This window comes from Aliivibrio fischeri (assembly GCA_038993745.2).
GTDB classification, from domain to species: Bacteria; Pseudomonadota; Gammaproteobacteria; order Enterobacterales; family Vibrionaceae; genus Aliivibrio; species Aliivibrio fischeri_B.
This window is the reverse complement of record CP160629.1, coordinates 415,190-432,014: the sequence shown is the minus strand read 5'-3', so window position 1 is coordinate 432,014 and position 16,825 is coordinate 415,190. Positions and strand designations below refer to the sequence as shown.

Annotated in this window: 12 protein-coding genes, 10 tRNA genes and 3 pseudogenes; 20 read left to right on the top strand and 5 right to left on the bottom strand. The window is 40.1% G+C overall.

Features of this window, described 5'->3' with window-relative positions; genetic code table 11:
- The first annotated feature begins 57 nt into the window (after positions 1 to 57).
- From mutY to AAFX60_002095, 14 genes and pseudogenes are all read left to right on the top strand, one after another.
- Positions 58 to 1,109 (top strand): annotated as a pseudogene (gene mutY, locus AAFX60_002160) (A/G-specific adenine glycosylase).
- A 2-nt stretch (positions 1,110 to 1,111) separates the two neighbouring features.
- Positions 1,112 to 1,383 (top strand): annotated as a pseudogene (locus tag AAFX60_002155) (oxidative damage protection protein).
- A gap of 108 nt (positions 1,384 to 1,491) precedes the next feature.
- Entirely contained in the window at positions 1,492 to 2,628 is a 1,137-nt protein-coding gene (gene mltC, locus AAFX60_002150) for a membrane-bound lytic murein transglycosylase MltC (protein XDF78025.1), read from the top strand.
- Positions 2,629 to 2,736: 108 nt separating this feature from the next.
- Positions 2,737 to 2,811: transfer RNA gene (locus AAFX60_002145), tRNA-Phe, on the top strand.
- 75 nt (positions 2,812 to 2,886) lie between these two features.
- Positions 2,887 to 2,962, top strand: a tRNA-Thr gene (locus AAFX60_002140).
- Between the two features lie 7 nt (positions 2,963 to 2,969).
- Positions 2,970 to 3,045, top strand: a tRNA-Phe gene (locus AAFX60_002135).
- A 6-nt stretch (positions 3,046 to 3,051) separates the two neighbouring features.
- Positions 3,052 to 3,127 (top strand) — tRNA-Asn (locus tag AAFX60_002130).
- A gap of 41 nt (positions 3,128 to 3,168) precedes the next feature.
- Positions 3,169 to 3,244 (top strand) — tRNA-Thr (locus AAFX60_002125).
- Positions 3,245 to 3,277: 33 nt separating this feature from the next.
- Positions 3,278 to 3,353: transfer RNA gene (locus AAFX60_002120), tRNA-Asn, on the top strand.
- A gap of 73 nt (positions 3,354 to 3,426) precedes the next feature.
- Positions 3,427 to 3,502: transfer RNA gene (locus AAFX60_002115), tRNA-Thr, on the top strand.
- Between the two features lie 7 nt (positions 3,503 to 3,509).
- Positions 3,510 to 3,585 (top strand) — tRNA-Phe (locus tag AAFX60_002110).
- Between the two features lie 6 nt (positions 3,586 to 3,591).
- A tRNA-Asn gene (locus AAFX60_002105) sits at positions 3,592 to 3,667 on the top strand.
- 110 nt (positions 3,668 to 3,777) lie between these two features.
- Positions 3,778 to 4,164: a diacylglycerol kinase gene (locus tag AAFX60_002100; GenBank protein XDF78024.1), complete on the top strand. Its 387-nt coding sequence runs from the start codon at positions 3,778 to 3,780 to the stop codon at positions 4,162 to 4,164.
- Between the two features lie 33 nt (positions 4,165 to 4,197).
- Entirely contained in the window at positions 4,198 to 4,455 is a 258-nt protein-coding gene (locus AAFX60_002095) for a DUF2999 domain-containing protein (protein ID XDF78023.1), read from the top strand.
- Positions 4,456 to 4,589: 134 nt separating this feature from the next.
- On the opposite strand, the gene AAFX60_002090 is transcribed toward AAFX60_002095, so the two are convergent.
- Positions 4,590 to 4,674, bottom strand: a tRNA-Leu gene (locus tag AAFX60_002090).
- 179 nt (positions 4,675 to 4,853) lie between these two features.
- Here AAFX60_002090 and AAFX60_002085 point away from each other — a divergent pair.
- Positions 4,854 to 5,318, top strand: coding sequence for an RDD family protein (locus AAFX60_002085; protein XDF78022.1), 465 nt, complete (start codon positions 4,854 to 4,856; stop codon positions 5,316 to 5,318).
- Positions 5,319 to 5,392: 74 nt separating this feature from the next.
- On the opposite strand, the gene lptG is transcribed toward AAFX60_002085, so the two are convergent.
- Together lptG and lptF are read right to left on the bottom strand one after the other, a co-directional pair.
- Positions 5,393 to 6,469, bottom strand: coding sequence for an LPS export ABC transporter permease LptG (gene lptG / locus AAFX60_002080; protein ID XDF78021.1), 1,077 nt, complete (start codon positions 6,467 to 6,469; stop codon positions 5,393 to 5,395).
- Positions 6,462 to 7,573, bottom strand: a pseudogene (gene lptF, locus AAFX60_002075) (LPS export ABC transporter permease LptF). Before lptF ends, lptG begins: the two are co-directional and overlap by 8 nt.
- A 189-nt stretch (positions 7,574 to 7,762) precedes the next feature.
- Here lptF and pepA point away from each other — a divergent pair.
- From pepA to AAFX60_002060, 3 genes are all read left to right on the top strand, one after another.
- Positions 7,763 to 9,271: a leucyl aminopeptidase gene (gene pepA, locus AAFX60_002070; protein XDF78020.1), complete on the top strand. Its 1,509-nt coding sequence runs from the start codon at positions 7,763 to 7,765 to the stop codon at positions 9,269 to 9,271.
- A gap of 79 nt (positions 9,272 to 9,350) precedes the next feature.
- Positions 9,351 to 9,794: a DNA polymerase III subunit chi gene (locus AAFX60_002065; protein ID XDF78019.1), complete on the top strand. Its 444-nt coding sequence runs from the start codon at positions 9,351 to 9,353 to the stop codon at positions 9,792 to 9,794.
- 110 nt (positions 9,795 to 9,904) lie between these two features.
- On the top strand, positions 9,905 to 12,778 hold the full coding sequence (locus AAFX60_002060) for a valine--tRNA ligase (GenBank protein ID XDF78874.1): 2,874 nt from the start codon (positions 9,905 to 9,907) through the stop codon (positions 12,776 to 12,778).
- 120 nt (positions 12,779 to 12,898) lie between these two features.
- On the opposite strand, the gene AAFX60_002055 is transcribed toward AAFX60_002060, so the two are convergent.
- Positions 12,899 to 13,741, bottom strand: a complete 843-nt coding sequence (locus tag AAFX60_002055; GenBank protein ID XDF78018.1) for a sugar-binding domain-containing protein — start codon at positions 13,739 to 13,741, stop codon at positions 12,899 to 12,901.
- Positions 13,742 to 13,811: 70 nt separating this feature from the next.
- On the bottom strand, positions 13,812 to 14,228 hold the full coding sequence (rraB, locus tag AAFX60_002050; GenBank protein ID XDF78017.1) for a ribonuclease E inhibitor RraB: 417 nt from the start codon (positions 14,226 to 14,228) through the stop codon (positions 13,812 to 13,814).
- Positions 14,229 to 14,381: 153 nt separating this feature from the next.
- On the opposite strand from rraB, the gene arcA reads away from it, so the two are divergent.
- Both arcA and argF read left to right on the top strand, forming a co-directional pair.
- Positions 14,382 to 15,602: an arginine deiminase gene (gene arcA, locus AAFX60_002045; GenBank protein ID XDF78016.1), complete on the top strand. Its 1,221-nt coding sequence runs from the start codon at positions 14,382 to 14,384 to the stop codon at positions 15,600 to 15,602.
- A 112-nt stretch (positions 15,603 to 15,714) separates the two neighbouring features.
- A complete protein-coding gene (gene argF / locus AAFX60_002040; GenBank protein XDF78873.1) occupies positions 15,715 to 16,719 on the top strand; it encodes an ornithine carbamoyltransferase in 1,005 nt (334 codons plus the stop codon).
- Positions 16,720 to 16,825: the final 106 nt, after the last annotated feature.

Below are 16,825 nucleotides of genomic sequence, written 5' to 3'. Positions count from 1 at the left end.
ACAAACTCATCACAGTGTGGTGCAATCTCTAGAATTATAAAAATGAATGAGCATGTCATGACGTCTTTCTCTCAAGCTATTTTAGAATGGTACGATAATTACGGTCGAAAAACGCTGCCTTGGCAGTTAGAAAAAACGCCTTATAAAGTATGGTTATCGGAGATAATGCTACAACAAACCCAAGTCACTACCGTTATCCCTTACTTCGAACGCTTCATGACACGATTTCCAACAATCGTTGATTTAGCACATGCCGAGCAAGATGAAGTTCTTCACTTATGGACAGGGCTAGGCTATTACGCTCGTGCTCGTAATTTACATAAAACGGCACAAATCATTGCTGAACAATATAATGGTGTTTTCCCTACAAATATTGATGATGTGATTGCACTTCCTGGTATTGGTCGCTCAACAGCCGGCGCTGTTTTATCGCTTTCTTTGCAACAGCATCATCCAATTCTTGATGGTAACGTTAAAAGAACATTATCTCGCTGTTTCGCAATTGAAGGCTGGCCAGGTAAAAAAAGCGTTGAGAATGAAATGTGGGCGGTGGCTGAAACTCATACTCCAAAGCAAGGTGTTGAGCGCTATAACCAAGCAATGATGGATATGGGAGCAATGGTATGTACACGCTCCAAACCTAAATGTGAGTTGTGCCCAGTAAACGATCTTTGCCAAGCAAAAGTCCAAGATAGACAATTAGACTTTCCGACCAAAAAGCCAAAGAAAGAGAAACCAGTTAAAGAAGCGTGGTTTGCTATCTACTATCATGATGGCGAAGTTTGGTTAGAGCAGAGACCACAAAGTGGCATTTGGGAGGATTATTTTGTTTTCCCGAACAACCAACAAATACACTTGATGAGTTATCAGAAGACTATGGTTTTAAAGTAGCATCAAAACAACAGTTAATCGCTTTTCGCCATACTTTTAGCCACTACCATCTTGATATTACCCCTGTACTTATCACTCTTGCGAAGAAACCGAACATGATAATGGAAGGAACGCGTGGAGTTTGGTATAACTTATCTCAACCGATGACGGTCGGGTTAGCTGCACCAGTTCAAAAATTATTGGATGCCCTACCGTACGAAATTTCTAATGGAGAATAACCATGAGCCGCACTGTGTTTTGCGTTCGTTTAAATAAAGAAGCCGATGGCCTAGATTTTCAACTTTACCCTGGTGAACTAGGTAAGCGTATTTTTGACAACATCTCCAAAGAAGCTTGGGGCAATGGCAACACAAACAAACCATGCTGATCAATGAAAAGAAGTTGAACATGATGGATCCTGAGCACCGTAAGCTTCTAGAAACAGAAATGGAAGGTTTCCTATTTGATGGCAAAGATGTTGTTATCGATGGTTACACTCCTCCAAGTGAATAATCACTTTTACATTAAAGCAGTCATTTGGCTGCTTTAATTTTATGCTATTAAGTCAAAGTTAAACCTGCCGTTAACCTTATTATCGAGTTCTCAATCTATATTGCCTTTATGAAAAAAATTATACTGATCGCCTCGACCTGTCTTCTGCTTACCAGTTGTAGTCGAGAATCAATAGAATCTACTTTTGGTGTAAATTACGATACAACCAACCGCTTTGCTAAAAATCTAGCTCCACTCCCTGGACAATTCACCAAAGATATTAAAGCATTAGATAGTTTAATAAGTAGTTTCAATGGCAATATCGAAAAACGTTGGGGTAAGAAAAACCTTGTTACTGCTGGTAAGCGCTCCTATGTAAAATACACTGATGGGTATTTAAGCCGCTCTCAAGTGGATTTTACTAATGGTCGAGTTACCGTCGAAACGGTTGCTGGTACTGACCCTAAAGCGCATTTACGTCAAGCCATCATTACCACCCTTTTGACACCGGAAGACCCTGCCAGTGTTGACCTTTATTCTGATGCTGATGTTACCTTAGGTGGCAAACCCTTCTTATATCAACAAGTCTTAGATCAAGATAAAAAACCAATTGAATGGTCATGGCGTGCCAGTCGTTACGCAGATTATTTAATTGCACATCATTTAAAACAAAAAAATGTCGATTATAAAAAAGCATACTACGTCGATATTCCAATGGTAAAAAACCATACTCAACTCCGAGAATACAAGTATGCTGATATCGTACGTAAAGCATCATTAAAATATGATATTCCTGAAGATCTCATTTATTCAATCATTCGAACTGAAAGTAGTTTTAACCCGTATGCGGTAAGTTGGGCTAATGCTTATGGTTTAATGCAGGTTGTACCAAAAACAGCTGGTCGTGATGTATTTAAGTTAGTTAAAAACAAATCAGGAGATCCAACTCCTGAGTATTTATTTAATCCTTACAATAATATTGATACGGGAACGGCTTACTTTCATATTTTAAAAACGCGTTATTTAAAAGACATTCGTCACCCAACATCAAAACAATACAGCATGATCTCCGCCTACAATGGTGGCGCTGGAGGCGTATTTAATACATTTAGTAGCAGCAGAAGTCGTGCAATCAATAACATAAACAGTCTACAACCCAATCAAGTGTACTGGGCATTAACCAAAAAGCACAAAAATGCAGAGGCCAGACGCTACTTAGAAAAAGTTACCGCCTTTAAAAAAGAGTTTAATTCGGGAAAGTTTTAACCATAAAACAGGCCATTCGCTGAATATTCAATCAAACAATCAAAAAAACGGACTATTTTGAAAAAAAAGTTGACGCTGAGGGTAAAAATCCGTTTAATAGCGCTCGTTGCCCGATAGCTCAGTCGGTAGAGCAGAGGATTGAAAATCCTCGTGTCGGTGGTTCGATTCCGCCTCCGGGCACCATACAATAAGATTGTTGGTGTTGTTTTAAGTTTATAATTAAACTCTAAATCACGAATAGTCAAAAGAATATAGTGTGCCGACTTAGCTCAGTAGGTAGAGCAACTGACTTGTAATCAGTAGGTCACCAGTTCGACTCCGGTAGTCGGCACCATTCTTTTGCCTCGATAGCTCAGTCGGTAGAGCAGAGGATTGAAAATCCTCGTGTCGGTGGTTCGATTCCGCCTCGAGGCACCATACAATTCCCTTTTAGTTCAGTCGGTAGAACGGCGGACTGTTAATCCGTATGTCGCTGGTTCAAGTCCAGCAAAGGGAGCCAAACAATTTAATCTTTCACCTAAAGATTAATAAAAAATACGTGCCGACTTAGCTCAGTAGGTAGAGCAACTGACTTGTAATCAGTAGGTCACCAGTTCGACTCCGGTAGTCGGCACCATTTCTTCCCTTAAAAGAAGAAAACAAAACCTGTTCCCTTTTAGTTCAGTCGGTAGAACGGCGGACTGTTAATCCGTATGTCGCTGGTTCAAGTCCAGCAAAGGGAGCCACATTTTAAAGCTTTGTTTATAACAAGGTTTTAGTTACTGAAGAAACATCAGTAACAGCATAAGAATATAGTGTGCCGACTTAGCTCAGTAGGTAGAGCAACTGACTTGTAATCAGTAGGTCACCAGTTCGACTCCGGTAGTCGGCACCATTCTTTTGCCTCGATAGCTCAGTCGGTAGAGCAGAGGATTGAAAATCCTCGTGTCGGTGGTTCGATTCCGCCTCGAGGCACCATACAATTCCCTTTTAGTTCAGTCGGTAGAACGGCGGACTGTTAATCCGTATGTCGCTGGTTCAAGTCCAGCAAAGGGAGCCACATTAAAAAGCCTCATCATCTGATGAGGCTTTTTTTATGCTTGTCATTTCTTAATCTCAGCACTACCATACCCCACTCCTTTGTATTATGTATATCGTTAAGGCTACATCATGACAGACGTACCATCAGGTAAACCAGGGAACACTGGGATCAAACGCATTATTAAAGCTACTGGATTCTCAATCCAAGGATTAAAAGCCGCATTCAAACATGAAGCAGCCGTTCGCCAAGAATTTGCTATGTTAGTGATTGCCACGCCTATCGCTTTACTGCTGGATGTCACTGTCGTTGAAAAAATCTTATTAGTCGGTGTGTTTGTTCTGATCTTTATGATTGAGCTTTTAAACTCAGCTATTGAAGCGGTAGTTGACCGTATAGGGCCAGAACACCACGAATTAAGTGGAAGAGCCAAAGATATTGGTTCTGCGGCTGTATTCGTCGCTCTGTGCTTTGCAGGCTTTACTTGGTTAATGATTTTAGGAAGTCATTATCTTTAATACCAATTCCAATAATTATTAAGGCATATTTAAATGAATCCAATTATTCAAACACTAAAAGAACATAATGTAAGCGATGAACAAATCGCAGAAGTGTTCCAAACACTAACACAGAACCCATTCGCAGCAATGGCAACCATTCAGTCTCTTAGTATTCCACAAGAGAAACTACAGCCATTGATGATGTTAGTAATGAGTAACCCTGCTTTAATTAAAGAAGCTGTTGAAGAGCTAGGTTTAGATTTTTCTAAAGTTGAAGAAGCAAAAGCAAAGCTTAACGAAAACCAGTAACGCTTTTGGCTAGTAATACTAGTACTAGAGCCCTGACTTAGGTTGGGGCTTTTTAATAAGAAGTGGATAATTAAATTTCCATTCTCCAGATACAACAAAGCCCCGATTTTCATCGAGGCTTTATCGTTTAAATATGGTACCGGTAGGCGGACTTGAACCGCCACGCCCGAAGGCAACGGATTTTGAATCCGTCGTGTATACCAATTTCACCATACCGGCTTTATCAGCATTGCTGCTTGATGTGATTGATTATACTCAGAGATGATCTTGGCGCAAGCTCTTTATTACTCTTAGTTTTTTGTTTGCTGAAATAAGCAGCACTTATTTACAATCTGATTTTCATTTTTTCCCTCACAGTCGTTATACTGCTGTCAGTTTTTTAATTTATGGAAGAAAAAATGAACACTCAAAAACAAGCTGGCTTTATGCGCCGCATGGGAGCATGGTTTTACGATACCTTAATCATTAGTGCTGTGATGATGTTAACTGGTGGCGCTATCGTGGCGACGCTTGAAATGCTTTATGGCGCAGGCATTATTAGTTACGGTGAATTTCCAGATGTGAGTTCTTATCTCAATCACGACCCACTATGGCGTAACCTTTACCCTGTTACTCTTGTTTCTGTTTTCGTTGGCTTTTTTGCTTACTTTTGGTGTAAAGGCCAAACTCTTGGAATGCGAGCATGGAAACTACAAGTACAACAACTTGATGGATCCCCTATCACACTAACCCAAGCTATTATCCGTATGTCCACATCGGCATTTGGTTTAGGCAACTTATTAGTATTTATCTCTCACGATAACTCCGCCTTCCAAGATACATGGGCAAAAACACGCGTTGTTGTTTTAGATAAAGCGATTTAGTACTAAGTACCAAAATTAAATACAAAAAAAAGGAGATACACTTTTAGTGCATCTCCTTTTTATTTAATTAAATATTATAATTTTCTATTTAACAAACCGACAGTCACGGCTAAAAAGACCAAACTTGGCCCTAGTGCCCCGAATATGGGGTGTATGTTATACACCAAGGTCATTGGTCCAAATACTTCATTAGAAATATAAAACGTAAAGCCTGCAATCACACCAGATAAAATACGAGCGCCCATGGTCACACTTCGCAATGGACCAAATACGAATGACAGAGCAAGTAGCATCATTACCGCTACCGAAATTGGCTGCAGTGCTTTACGCCAGAAAGCCAATTCATAACGTGACGCATCCAACTCTGAATCTTTTAAGTAATTAACGTAATCATAAAGCCCAGTTAATGACTGCTCTTCTGGTTTCACGGTTACGACTGCTAATTTGTCTGGCGTTAAGGTTGTTGACCAATCTAAAGAATCGATTTTCTTTTCACTGATCACAGCCTTATCTTTCATTTGAGTAATCGATACATCATTCATTTTCCAGTCATCTTGAGCGGCCTGATAGGTTGCTGTACGTGCAAAAATAACGTTATTTAGCTCTTGATTATCATTAAATTGCCAAACCGTTACGCCATACAGCTTTTCTTTATTCTCTACTCGAGCTAAATAAATGAAATCATCAGCATCTTTTGCCCATACGCCAGCTCTTACCGCTGCAATATTACCGCCTGAAACTTCAAAAGTACGTAAATCACGAGCCATTTTCTGTGCTTGAGGTGCGCCCCATTGTCCTAATGCCATTACCATTAGCATTAATGGGATTGCCGTTTTTAACACTGAAACACCGATGCTTAACTTTGAATAACCCGCCGCTTGCATAACGACTAATTCAGAACTAGCCGCAAGCATACCCAAACCGATTAAAGCCCCAAGTAATGCAGCCATTGGGAAAAACATCTCAATATCACGAGGCATACTTAAAATTACAAAATACAATGCATCAAGTAAATCGTAAGTTCCTCGCCCTACTTTTCGTAATTGTTCTACGTATTTAATGATCGAAGATAAACCAACTAACGTCACCAAACATAGAGCTGAGGTGGCAATAATCGTACGGCCAATATACCAATCTAAAATCTTAAACATTCTTTGGTTTTCTCCGCATTTTATCTTTTATTTGTCTAACAAAAACACTGTCCATGGAATTAAGAACAATACCAACTAACAACAATGTTGCATTAATTGCCCATAGACCAATCGAAGGAGCAAGGCCACCATCTTCTATCGCTGATTTACCCGCACTTAATGATAAGAAGTAAGCTAAGTAAAGCAATACTGCTGGCCCAAGCTTAGCAAAACGTCCCTGACGAGGGTTTACGGCAGACAGAGGTACAACCACCATTGTCAGTAATGGAATACAAATAATGAGAGAGATACGCCATTGCAATTCTGCTTTCGCTTCTAATTCTGGACGCTTCATTAAATCAAGCGTTGGAATAGCATCCCAATCACGACGTTTTTCTTTAACTTCTTTTTGTCCAATCAGAACTTCATAAGACTTAAAATTACTCTCTAAGTAATCTAGACGAGTTGGGATCCCCTCATAACGAGTTCCATCCTGAAGCTCTAACACCTGACGACCATCTTTAAGCTCTTTCACTACCCCTTTATCTGCAACCAATACACTTGGGCGTAAAGAATCATGGGTACAGGTTGTGCTAAAAATATGTGGTGCAGTTCTTTGCCATTTTTATTGCTAATATCATCAATAAATACGACGGCTTTTCCATCTGGAGAGCGTTGAAACTGTCCTTTTTGCAACAAGTCGACACCAGCATCAGATTCGACAGTTTCCATTAGCTGTGTCGTTTTTTCTTGGCTCCAAGGAGATAACCAAAGTGAGTTAAAAGTAGCAGCAGCACCTGTAATTAACGCAAGATATAATGCCGCTCGAATTAGAATGGAGTTTCCCATCCCCGTTGCATTCATTACGGTGATTTCACTCTCCGCATAAAGGCGGCCAAATGTCAGCAAAATACCAATAAATATACTAAGCGGCAGCATCAATAGTCCCATAGCTGGCATATTCAATCCCACAAGAGAAAGAATTAAACCACCAGGAATATCCCCGTCTGATGCGTCAGCTAACACACTAATAAATTTTTGACTCATGAAGATCAAAAAAAGTACAAAAAAGATCGCAAATTGACTCTTTAATGTCTCCTTGATCAAATATCTAATAATAATCACGTCGAATCTACCTATAGAAAACTTGTATTTTTGCCAGAATCACTATAATTTCCGTGTTAACCATTTATTTTTTAATCTTTGGCTGAATGTTAGCCTGTGAAATTAGTATACGAATATTACAGTATCTTGCTAGATTTTACTCATTATCTAACATTTAGTTCTATTTGTCTTTAGGATGTAGGAGTACGCATGGAGTTCAGTGTAAAAAGTGGTAGTCCAGAGAAACAACGCAGCGCTTGTATCGTTGTAGGTGTCTTTGAGCCACGTCGTTTATCTCCAATAGCTGAGCAGCTTGATAAAATCAGTGGCGGCTACATAAGTTCACTACTTCGTCGTGGTGATCTTGAAGGAAAGCCAGGCCAAATGTTGCTATTGCACCAAGTGCCAAACATTCTTTCTGAGCGTGTTTTATTAGTTGGTTGTGGTAAAGAGCGTGAACTGGGTGAGCGTCAATATAAAGATATCATCAAGAAAACTATCAGCACACTAAATGAAACAGGCTCTATGGAAGCGGTATGTTTTCTTACAGAGCTTCACGTTAAAGGTCGCGATACGTATTGGAAAGTTCGCCAAGCCGTTGAGTCGACTAAAGACAGCTTATACACCTTTAATCAATTTAAGAGCAATAAGCCTGAGACTCGTCGCCCATTACGTAAGTTAGTCTTCAATGTTCCGACTCGCCGTGAACTTAACTTAGGTGAAAAAGCGATTGCTCATGGTTTATCTATTGCTTCTGGTGTTAAAGCATCGAAAGATTTAGGCAACATGCCACCAAACGTAGCAAACCCAGCTTATCTTGCTTCTCAAGCTCGTCGTCTTGCTGATGATTACGAAACCGTAACCACCAAGATCATTGGCGAAGAGGAAATGAAAAAGCTAGGCATGACCTCTTACTTAGCGGTTGGCCAGGGCTCTCACAACGAATCTATGATGTCTATCATGGAATACAAAGGTCACCCTGACCCTGCTGCAAAACCAATCGTTCTAATTGGTAAAGGTTTAACGTTTGATTCAGGCGGTATTTCAATTAAGCCAAGCGAAGGCATGGATGAAATGAAATACGACATGTGTGGCGCAGCTTCAGTATTTGGTGCAATGAAAGCACTAGCTAAACTGAACTTACCACTAAACGTTGTTGGTGTACTTGCTGGCTGTGAAAATATGCCAAGCAGTAACTCATACCGTCCAGGTGATATTCTAACTACGATGTCAGGCCAAACGGTTGAAGTATTAAATACCGATGCTGAAGGTCGACTAGTGCTTTGTGATGCACTGACTTATGTTGAGCGTTATGAACCAGAATGTGTGGTTGATGTCGCAACATTAACCGGTGCATGTGTTGTTGCACTTGGTCACCACATCAGCGGTTTGATTTCGAATCACAACCCACTTGCTCATGAGCTAATTAATGCGTCTGAACAATCGGGTGACCGTGCTTGGCGCCTACCAATGGCTGAAGAGTACAACGAGCAACTAAGCAGCCCATTTGCAGATATGGGCAATATCGGCGGCAAAGCTGCTGGTACCATTACTGCAGGCTGTTTCCTTTCTCGTTTTGCTAAGAAATACCACTGGGCTCATATTGACAGTGCAGGTACTGCTTGGGTATCTGGTGCAAACAAAGGGTCAACAGGCCGACCAGTCTCATTGCTTGTCCAATTCCTACTGAATCGTTCAGGCCAAGAAAACGAAGAATAAACCAATTCGTTTTATGATATAAAGGGCCTATATTGAGGCCCTTTTTTAATACGTACTATTTATCCACTTAAGAGAGTTTATGAGCCAAGCCCTGTTTTATGTTTTAGAACCCACATCTCCAGCAGCAACCACTGATGGTCAGCTAAAATTTGTGTGTCAGCTTGCTCACTATTATTACTCTCAAAATGCACGAGTGTATGTATTAGCCCAAGATAAAGAACAAGCCTTGCTGATTGATGAAGCACTTTGGCAATATGATGTATCAGAATTTACGCCACACAATTTAGTTGGAGAAGGGCCAAAATCAGGCTCCCCTATCGAAATTGGTTGGGGAACATTACGCTCATCAGGACGCCGTCATGTGTTAATTAATTTAGCTCAAGAGGTCGCAAGTTTTGCTGTTTCCTTTGCTCAAGTGGTAGACTTCGTACCTTGCGAAGAAAAAAGCAAACAACAAGCTCGAGAAAGGTATAAAATATACCGAAATGCAGGCCGAGCCATGCAAACCGAGATACTGAAATGATGCCAATCATCATAGCTAAATGACTCATATATTTATTCTTTTTAATAATGAGCCATTAATTATGATATTTGGCATTCCACTTTTTAATAGAGATATTCGTGACGAACACTATGGAAAAGACATATAACCCGCAATCGATAGAACAAGCTCTGTACCAGACTTGGGAAGAAAAAGGCTACTTTAAGCCACACGGTGACACTTCAAAAGAAGCTTACAGCATCATGATCCCGCCACCGAACGTCACAGGTAGCTTACACATGGGTCACGCTTTCCAAGATACAATCATGGATACTCTAATCCGTGCTGAGCGTATGAAAGGTAAAAATACGCTTTGGCAGGTTGGTACAGACCACGCAGGTATCGCAACTCAAATGGTTGTTGAGCGTAAGATTGCTGCTGAAGAAGGCAAAACAAAACACGACTACGGCCGTGATGCTTTCATCGACAAAATCTGGGAATGGAAAAACGAATCTGGTGGCACAATCACTAAGCAGCTTCGTCGTCTAGGTGCATCTGTAGACTGGGATCGTGAGCGTTTCACTATGGATGATGGCCTATCTAACGCTGTTCAAGAAGTGTTTGTTCGTCTATACGAAGAAGACCTAATCTACCGTGGTAAGCGTCTAGTAAACTGGGATCCAAAACTGCACACTGCAATTTCTGATCTTGAAGTTGAAAACAAAGACAAAAAAGGCCACATGTGGCACTTCCGCTATCCGCTAGCAAATGGCGTTAAGACAGCTGAAGGCAAAGACTACATCGTTGTAGCAACAACTCGTCCAGAAACCATGCTTGGTGATACAGGTGTTGCTGTAAACCCAGAAGATCCTCGTTACAAAGATCTTATCGGTAAAGAAATCCTACTTCCTATCGTTAACCGTCTGATCCCTATCGTTGGTGATGAGCACGCGGACATGGAAAAAGGAACAGGTTGTGTGAAGATCACTCCTGCGCACGATTTCAATGACTACGAAGTTGGTAAACGCAACCAACTGCCAATGATCAACATCCTAACCTTCAACGCTGATATCCGTGAATCTGCAGAAGTATTCACAACCAACGGTGAAGCAAGTGATGTTTACTCAACAGAAATTCCAGCTAAATACCAAGGTATGGAGCGTTTCGAAGCTCGTAAAGCTATCGTTGCTGAATTTGAAGAACTAGGCCTTCTTGAAGAAATCAAGGATCATGATCTAACCGTTCCTTACGGCGACCGTGGTGGCGTAGTTATCGAACCAATGCTAACTGACCAATGGTATGTACGTGCAGCTCCTCTTGCTGAACCTGCAGTTAAAGCGGTTGAAGATGGTGAGATCCAGTTCGTTCCTAAGCAATACGAAAACATGTACTTCTCTTGGATGCGTGACATTCAAGATTGGTGTATCTCTCGTCAACTTTGGTGGGGCCACCGTATCCCAGCTTGGTACGATAACGACGGTAATGTATATGTTGGTCGTACTGAAGAAGAAGTACGAGCTAACAACAACCTTGCACCTGTAATCGTTCTACGCCAAGACGACGACGTACTTGATACATGGTTCTCTTCTGCATTATGGACATTTGGTACTCAAGGCTGGCCTGAGCAAACTGAAGATCTGAAAACATTCCACCCTTCAGACGTTCTGGTAACTGGTTTCGACATCATCTTCTTCTGGGTTGCACGTATGATCATGATGACCATGCACTTCAACAAAGATGAAAATGGTAAAGCACAAGTACCATTCAAGACAGTTTACGTAACGGGCCTTATCCGTGATGAAAACGGCGACAAGATGTCTAAGTCTAAAGGTAACGTACTTGACCCTATCGACATGATCGATGGTATCGACCTTGAATCTCTAGTTGAAAAACGTTGTGGTAACATGATGCAACCTCAACTAGCTAAGAAGATCGAAAAGAACACTCGTAAGACTTTTGAAAACGGTATCGAACCATACGGTACAGATGCACTACGTTTCACTCTTGCAGCTATGGCTTCAACTGGCCGTGACATCAACTGGGATATGAAACGTCTTGAAGGTTACCGTAATTTCTGTAACAAACTATGGAACGCAAGCCGTTACGTACTAATGAATACAGAAGAGCACGATTGTGGCATGTCACTGTCTGTTGAAGAACGTGCAAACATGGAATTCTCTCTAGCTGATAAGTGGATTGAATCTCAGTTTGAACTTGCAGCAAAAGAGTTTAATGCTCACCTAGACAACTACCGTCTAGATATGGCAGCAAACACGCTTTACGAATTCATCTGGAACCAATTCTGTGACTGGTACCTAGAGCTAACTAAACCAGTTCTATGGAAAGGTACAGAAGCTCAGCAGCAAGCAACTCGCTACATGCTGATCACCGTACTAGAGAAGACTCTGCGTCTTGCTCACCCTGTTCTTCCTTACATCACAGAATCTATCTGGCAGAGCGTGAAGCCGCTAGTAGATGGTGTTGAAGGCGACACAATCATGACTCAAGCACTTCCTCAGTTCAACGAAGAAAACTTCAATGCTGATGTAGTTGCTGATCTTGAGTGGGTTAAAGCATTCATTACAAGCATTCGTAACTTACGTGCTGAATACGACATTGCACCAAGCAAAGGCTTAGAAGTAATGATTAAAGTAGCTGATGAGAAAGACGCTGCTCGTATTGAAGCAAACAAAGTTGTGCTTTCTTCTCTTGCTAAACTAGATGAAATCAAAGTACTTGCAAACGGTGAAGAAACACCAGCATGTGCGACTTCTCTTGTTGGTAAATCAGAGCTTATGATCCCAATGGCAGGTCTTATCGATAAAGATGCTGAACTTGCTCGTCTTGCTGGTGAAGTGAAGAAAACTCAAGGTGAAATCAAACGTATCGAAGGTAAACTAAGCAACGAAGGCTTTGTTGCAAAAGCACCTGAAGCAGTTATTGCTAAAGAGCGTGAAAAACTGGAAGGTTACCAAGAGACTCTAGTAAAACTAGAAGCTCAACAAGAAACTATCGCTGCACTATAATTTAGAGCAAGCAAAATAAAAGGTCGATGTTAACGCATCGACCTTTTTTATTTATACCAATATAACTATTGAATGATTTAACAGGTAATCATGTTCAAATAATTAATGGGATTAGTATTACTACAAGGGAAAATGAATCACGTTTTCCGTTTCACACAAACCAAACTCCAACTCGTGCAACTGCCCATCAAGAGTAATTTCTACACGATATAAATCGTCCAAATTGTTTTTTTCATCACTCCAATATTTAGGCGCCTCAACTTGAAAAAGTGCCGATACCTGATCACTACGAACATCAACAGGAATCGTTAAAGTCATGCCATCAAACTTAATACTTGCTGATATCAAATTGGCTTTATACGTTTGAAAAAATACATTCACTTTTAACTCGCAGCCATGGTGCCAAATTTGTTCAATGCTAATGTGGTTTAACGCAAGGTGAGAAATAGGTTGAAGAAAGCAAACCCCAAAGACACCAATATCTTCTTTAATATCGATATCCTGAACAGCACCAAATCGACGATGATAAGCCTGATTAATATCACAAAGCTTAGTCTCATTCTCATCATCAATAAGCCAGTCATCTTCATCTTCTTGTAAAAACAACACTTCAAATCGGTTCCCACCTACTTGAAGATACTCTTTAATGTCTTTACGGTAGCGAGTCATTTTTTCCGTACAATCAAATACCGCAACACCATTAATACGGACTTCGGCATAACGAGAGACTCCGCTCATAACAAGTTCAATAGCAGGGTAATTTAAAAGCGAGTCATCAACATCGAAATAACGCATTAAATGCCACTCTTGCGCTTCAACTTGTAATAAAGAGAGCTCATCAAAAGCAGAACTTATCCCTTGCTGAATAGGAATATCTTTAATTAGTAATGAAGTATCAGTTAATGGCGACAACTGCCATAAGGCTTGTTTATTATTTAATATAATTCTTGAGTTTATCGTCATATTCATCCTTAAAAAAATGCCCCAGACATGATTCACATCTAGGGCATCTATGTTCTTTAGTGGCTATGAATTAATCTTCATCACCATCTTCAATCACATCGTACTCAGCATCTTCGCCTTCGTAGTAAGTACCCCAACCGTCATAAATGATGTCGTACTTTTCAGCAAGATTTACTAATTTTTCAACTTGAGCATCGATTACTTCTGCGTCTAATGCTGAATCCATCACGGCATCACAACATAAGATTTTAGCACCATCTTCATCTTCTAGTTCTTCAGCTTCTAATACTTCAAAGCCCATTTTAAATGCTTCAACAACTGCATTTTCAAGTGCTTTAAAATCTTCAGCCATTAAATGGTGCTCAATCGCATACAGTGCATCAGGCTCACTACCATCGGCTTTTAGCGACTCGATAATTTCACGAGTTTCTGCTTTTTGTAATTCAAGAAATTGTTCAACCGATAGATATTCATCTTCTTGAGACATAGTTAATGCTCCACACTGTATGTAATAAAAAAATAAGACTCAGTCATTATAGCCTGTACTAAGCAAATCCCCTAGCACTTCAATAAGTAAAGAAAAATTAACATCTATACGGTATGATAGCTGTGCAACAAAAATATTAAAGAAAGGAATCTTATGAATAAATTATTTGTTGGCTCTGAAATTGGTCAACTACGCCGTGTTATTCTTCATCGTCCTGAACGAGCACTCAGTCATTTAACTCCAACTAATTGTCACAACTTACTTTTTGATGATGTGCTATCAGTAGAAAAAGCCCTTTTAGAACACGATCAATTTGTTAAAACCTTGGAAAACCAAGACGTCGATGTACTCTTACTTCAAGATTTATTAGAGCAAACATTAGAAAACCCAGAAGCAAAAGAGTGGCTTCTTAAACATCAAATTTCACACTATCGATTCGGCCCTACTTTCGCCAATCAAATCCGAGTTTTCTTACTTGAGCACAGTAATAAAGAATTAGCTTCTATTTTATTGGGAGGTTTAGCTTTCATTGAACTTCCGTTTAAAGCACCGTCTATGCTTCAACAATTAAGTGATCCATTTGATTTTGTCATCGACCCATTACCAAATCATTTGTTTACTCGCGACACCTCATGTTGGATTTATGGTGGTGTATCAATTAACCCTATGGCGAAGGCTGCTCGTAAAAGAGAATCAAACCATTTAAGAGCCATCTATCGTTGGCATCCACTTTTTTCTAATCAAAATTTTGCACGTTATTTTGAAGATGAAAACCGTTATTACGACAATGCGACCATTGAAGGTGGAGATGTTTTAGTTATTGGTAAAGGCAATGTATTAGTCGGTATCTCTGAACGCACGACTCCTCAAGGCATTGAAAACTTGGCCAAGCAACTGTTTAGAACCCATCAAGCAAAACAAGTCATTGCCATTAAATTACCCGAAGACCGTTCATGCATGCATCTAGATACAGTAATGACGCATATGGATCACAACGTCTTTTCTGTTTACCCAAGAGTCATTGATAAAAATATGGGGTGCTGGTCAATCACGCCTTGTGGAGAGCAGCATTTAGATATTAAAGAAATGCCTAATTTCCAAAATGTATTAATGTCAGCATTAGAATTGGATAACTTAAATATTATTACCACCGGCGGGGATAGCTATGAAGCTGAGCGTGAACAATGGCACGATGCAAATAATGTTTTAACCATTAAACCCGGTGTTGTGGTTGCTTATGAACGAAACACCTATACCAATGAGAAATACGACAAAGCAGGTATTCATGTCCTTCCGATTACCGGTGATGAGTTAGGGCGAGGTCGTGGAGGCGCTAGGTGCATGAGTTGTCCAATAGAAAGAGACGGTATTTAACTCTCAACAAAAAACATATACACATTAAATAAATTAAAATAAATATTCACATTTAATGAATTTTTATATATAAATAGAACTTATTGGATTGATACTCAGCAAGGAGCACATGATGGCTTTTAATTTACGCAATAGAAACTTTTTAAAACTATTAGATTTCACCCCTAAAGAGATCGCACACCTACTTGAGTTATCTGCTGAACTGAAAAAAGCAAAATACTCAGGTTATGAACAACCTCGTTTAGTTGGAAAAAACATTGCGTTAATTTTTGAAAAGTCATCAACACGTACTCGCTGTGCCTTTGAAGTTGCAGCCTTTGATCAAGGAGCTAAAGTCACTTACCTTGGACCTTCTGGCTCCCAAATTGGCCATAAAGAATCCATGAAGGATACCGCCCGTGTATTAGGTCGCATGTATGATGGCATTGAATATCGTGGTTTTGGTCAAACGATAGTTGAAGAATTAGGTCAATATGCAGGAGTACCTGTATGGAACGGATTAACGGATGAATTTCATCCAACTCAAATATTAGCTGATTTTCTAACAATGCAAGAATATGCAAATGGAAAGCAACTTAACCAAATTACGTTTGCCTACCTTGGTGATGCTCGAAACAATATGGGGAATTCTCTAATGGTTGGAGCAGCAAAAATGGGAATGGAAATCCGACTCGTTGCACCAAAACAGTTCTGGCCTGAAGAAGAGTTGGTCGCTCAATGCCAAGAGATTGCATTACAAACTGGTGCAAAAATTGTGTTAACTGAAGAGGTTACAGAAGGCGTTAAAGGTTGTGACTTTCTTTATACTGATGTATGGGTTTCGATGGGTGAAGCACCCGAAGCATGGGATGAGCGCGTTGCTTTAATGACTCCTTATCAGATCAATATGGATGTTATCAAAGCAACTGAAAATCCTAATGTGAAATTCATGCACTGCTTACCTGCTTTTCATAATGATGAAACGACGCTTGGTAAGGAGATTGCCGAGAAGTACGGTATGAATGGCTTAGAAGTCACAGAGGATGTCTTTGAATCTGAATATTCCATTGTTTTTGATGAAGCTGAAAACCGTATGCACACAATTAAAGCTGTTATGGTTGCAACACTTGGTAGTTAATTGAATACAAATTTTTGATGCAAACGCTTGCTTAGGAATTTGATACGAGTATAATTCCGCCCAATTTATTAGGGAATTATGATGTTATTAACTTATCTTCATACAG

Coding starts and splice junctions, on each gene's coding strand:
- mltC (XDF78025.1), top strand. CDS start 1,492: ATGAAAAAAATTATACTGATCGCCTCGACCTGTCTTCTGCTTACCAGT.
- AAFX60_002100 (XDF78024.1), top strand. CDS start 3,778: ATGACAGACGTACCATCAGGTAAACCAGGGAACACTGGGATCAAACGC.
- AAFX60_002095 (XDF78023.1), top strand. CDS start 4,198: ATGAATCCAATTATTCAAACACTAAAAGAACATAATGTAAGCGATGAA.
- AAFX60_002085 (XDF78022.1), top strand. CDS start 4,854: ATGAACACTCAAAAACAAGCTGGCTTTATGCGCCGCATGGGAGCATGG.
- lptG (XDF78021.1), bottom strand. CDS start 6,469: ATGTTTAAGATTTTAGATTGGTATATTGGCCGTACGATTATTGCCACC.
- pepA (XDF78020.1), top strand. CDS start 7,763: ATGGAGTTCAGTGTAAAAAGTGGTAGTCCAGAGAAACAACGCAGCGCT.
- AAFX60_002065 (XDF78019.1), top strand. CDS start 9,351: ATGAGCCAAGCCCTGTTTTATGTTTTAGAACCCACATCTCCAGCAGCA.
- AAFX60_002060 (XDF78874.1), top strand. CDS start 9,905: ATGGAAAAGACATATAACCCGCAATCGATAGAACAAGCTCTGTACCAG.
- AAFX60_002055 (XDF78018.1), bottom strand. CDS start 13,741: ATGACGATAAACTCAAGAATTATATTAAATAATAAACAAGCCTTATGG.
- rraB (XDF78017.1), bottom strand. CDS start 14,228: ATGTCTCAAGAAGATGAATATCTATCGGTTGAACAATTTCTTGAATTA.
- arcA (XDF78016.1), top strand. CDS start 14,382: ATGAATAAATTATTTGTTGGCTCTGAAATTGGTCAACTACGCCGTGTT.
- argF (XDF78873.1), top strand. CDS start 15,715: ATGGCTTTTAATTTACGCAATAGAAACTTTTTAAAACTATTAGATTTC.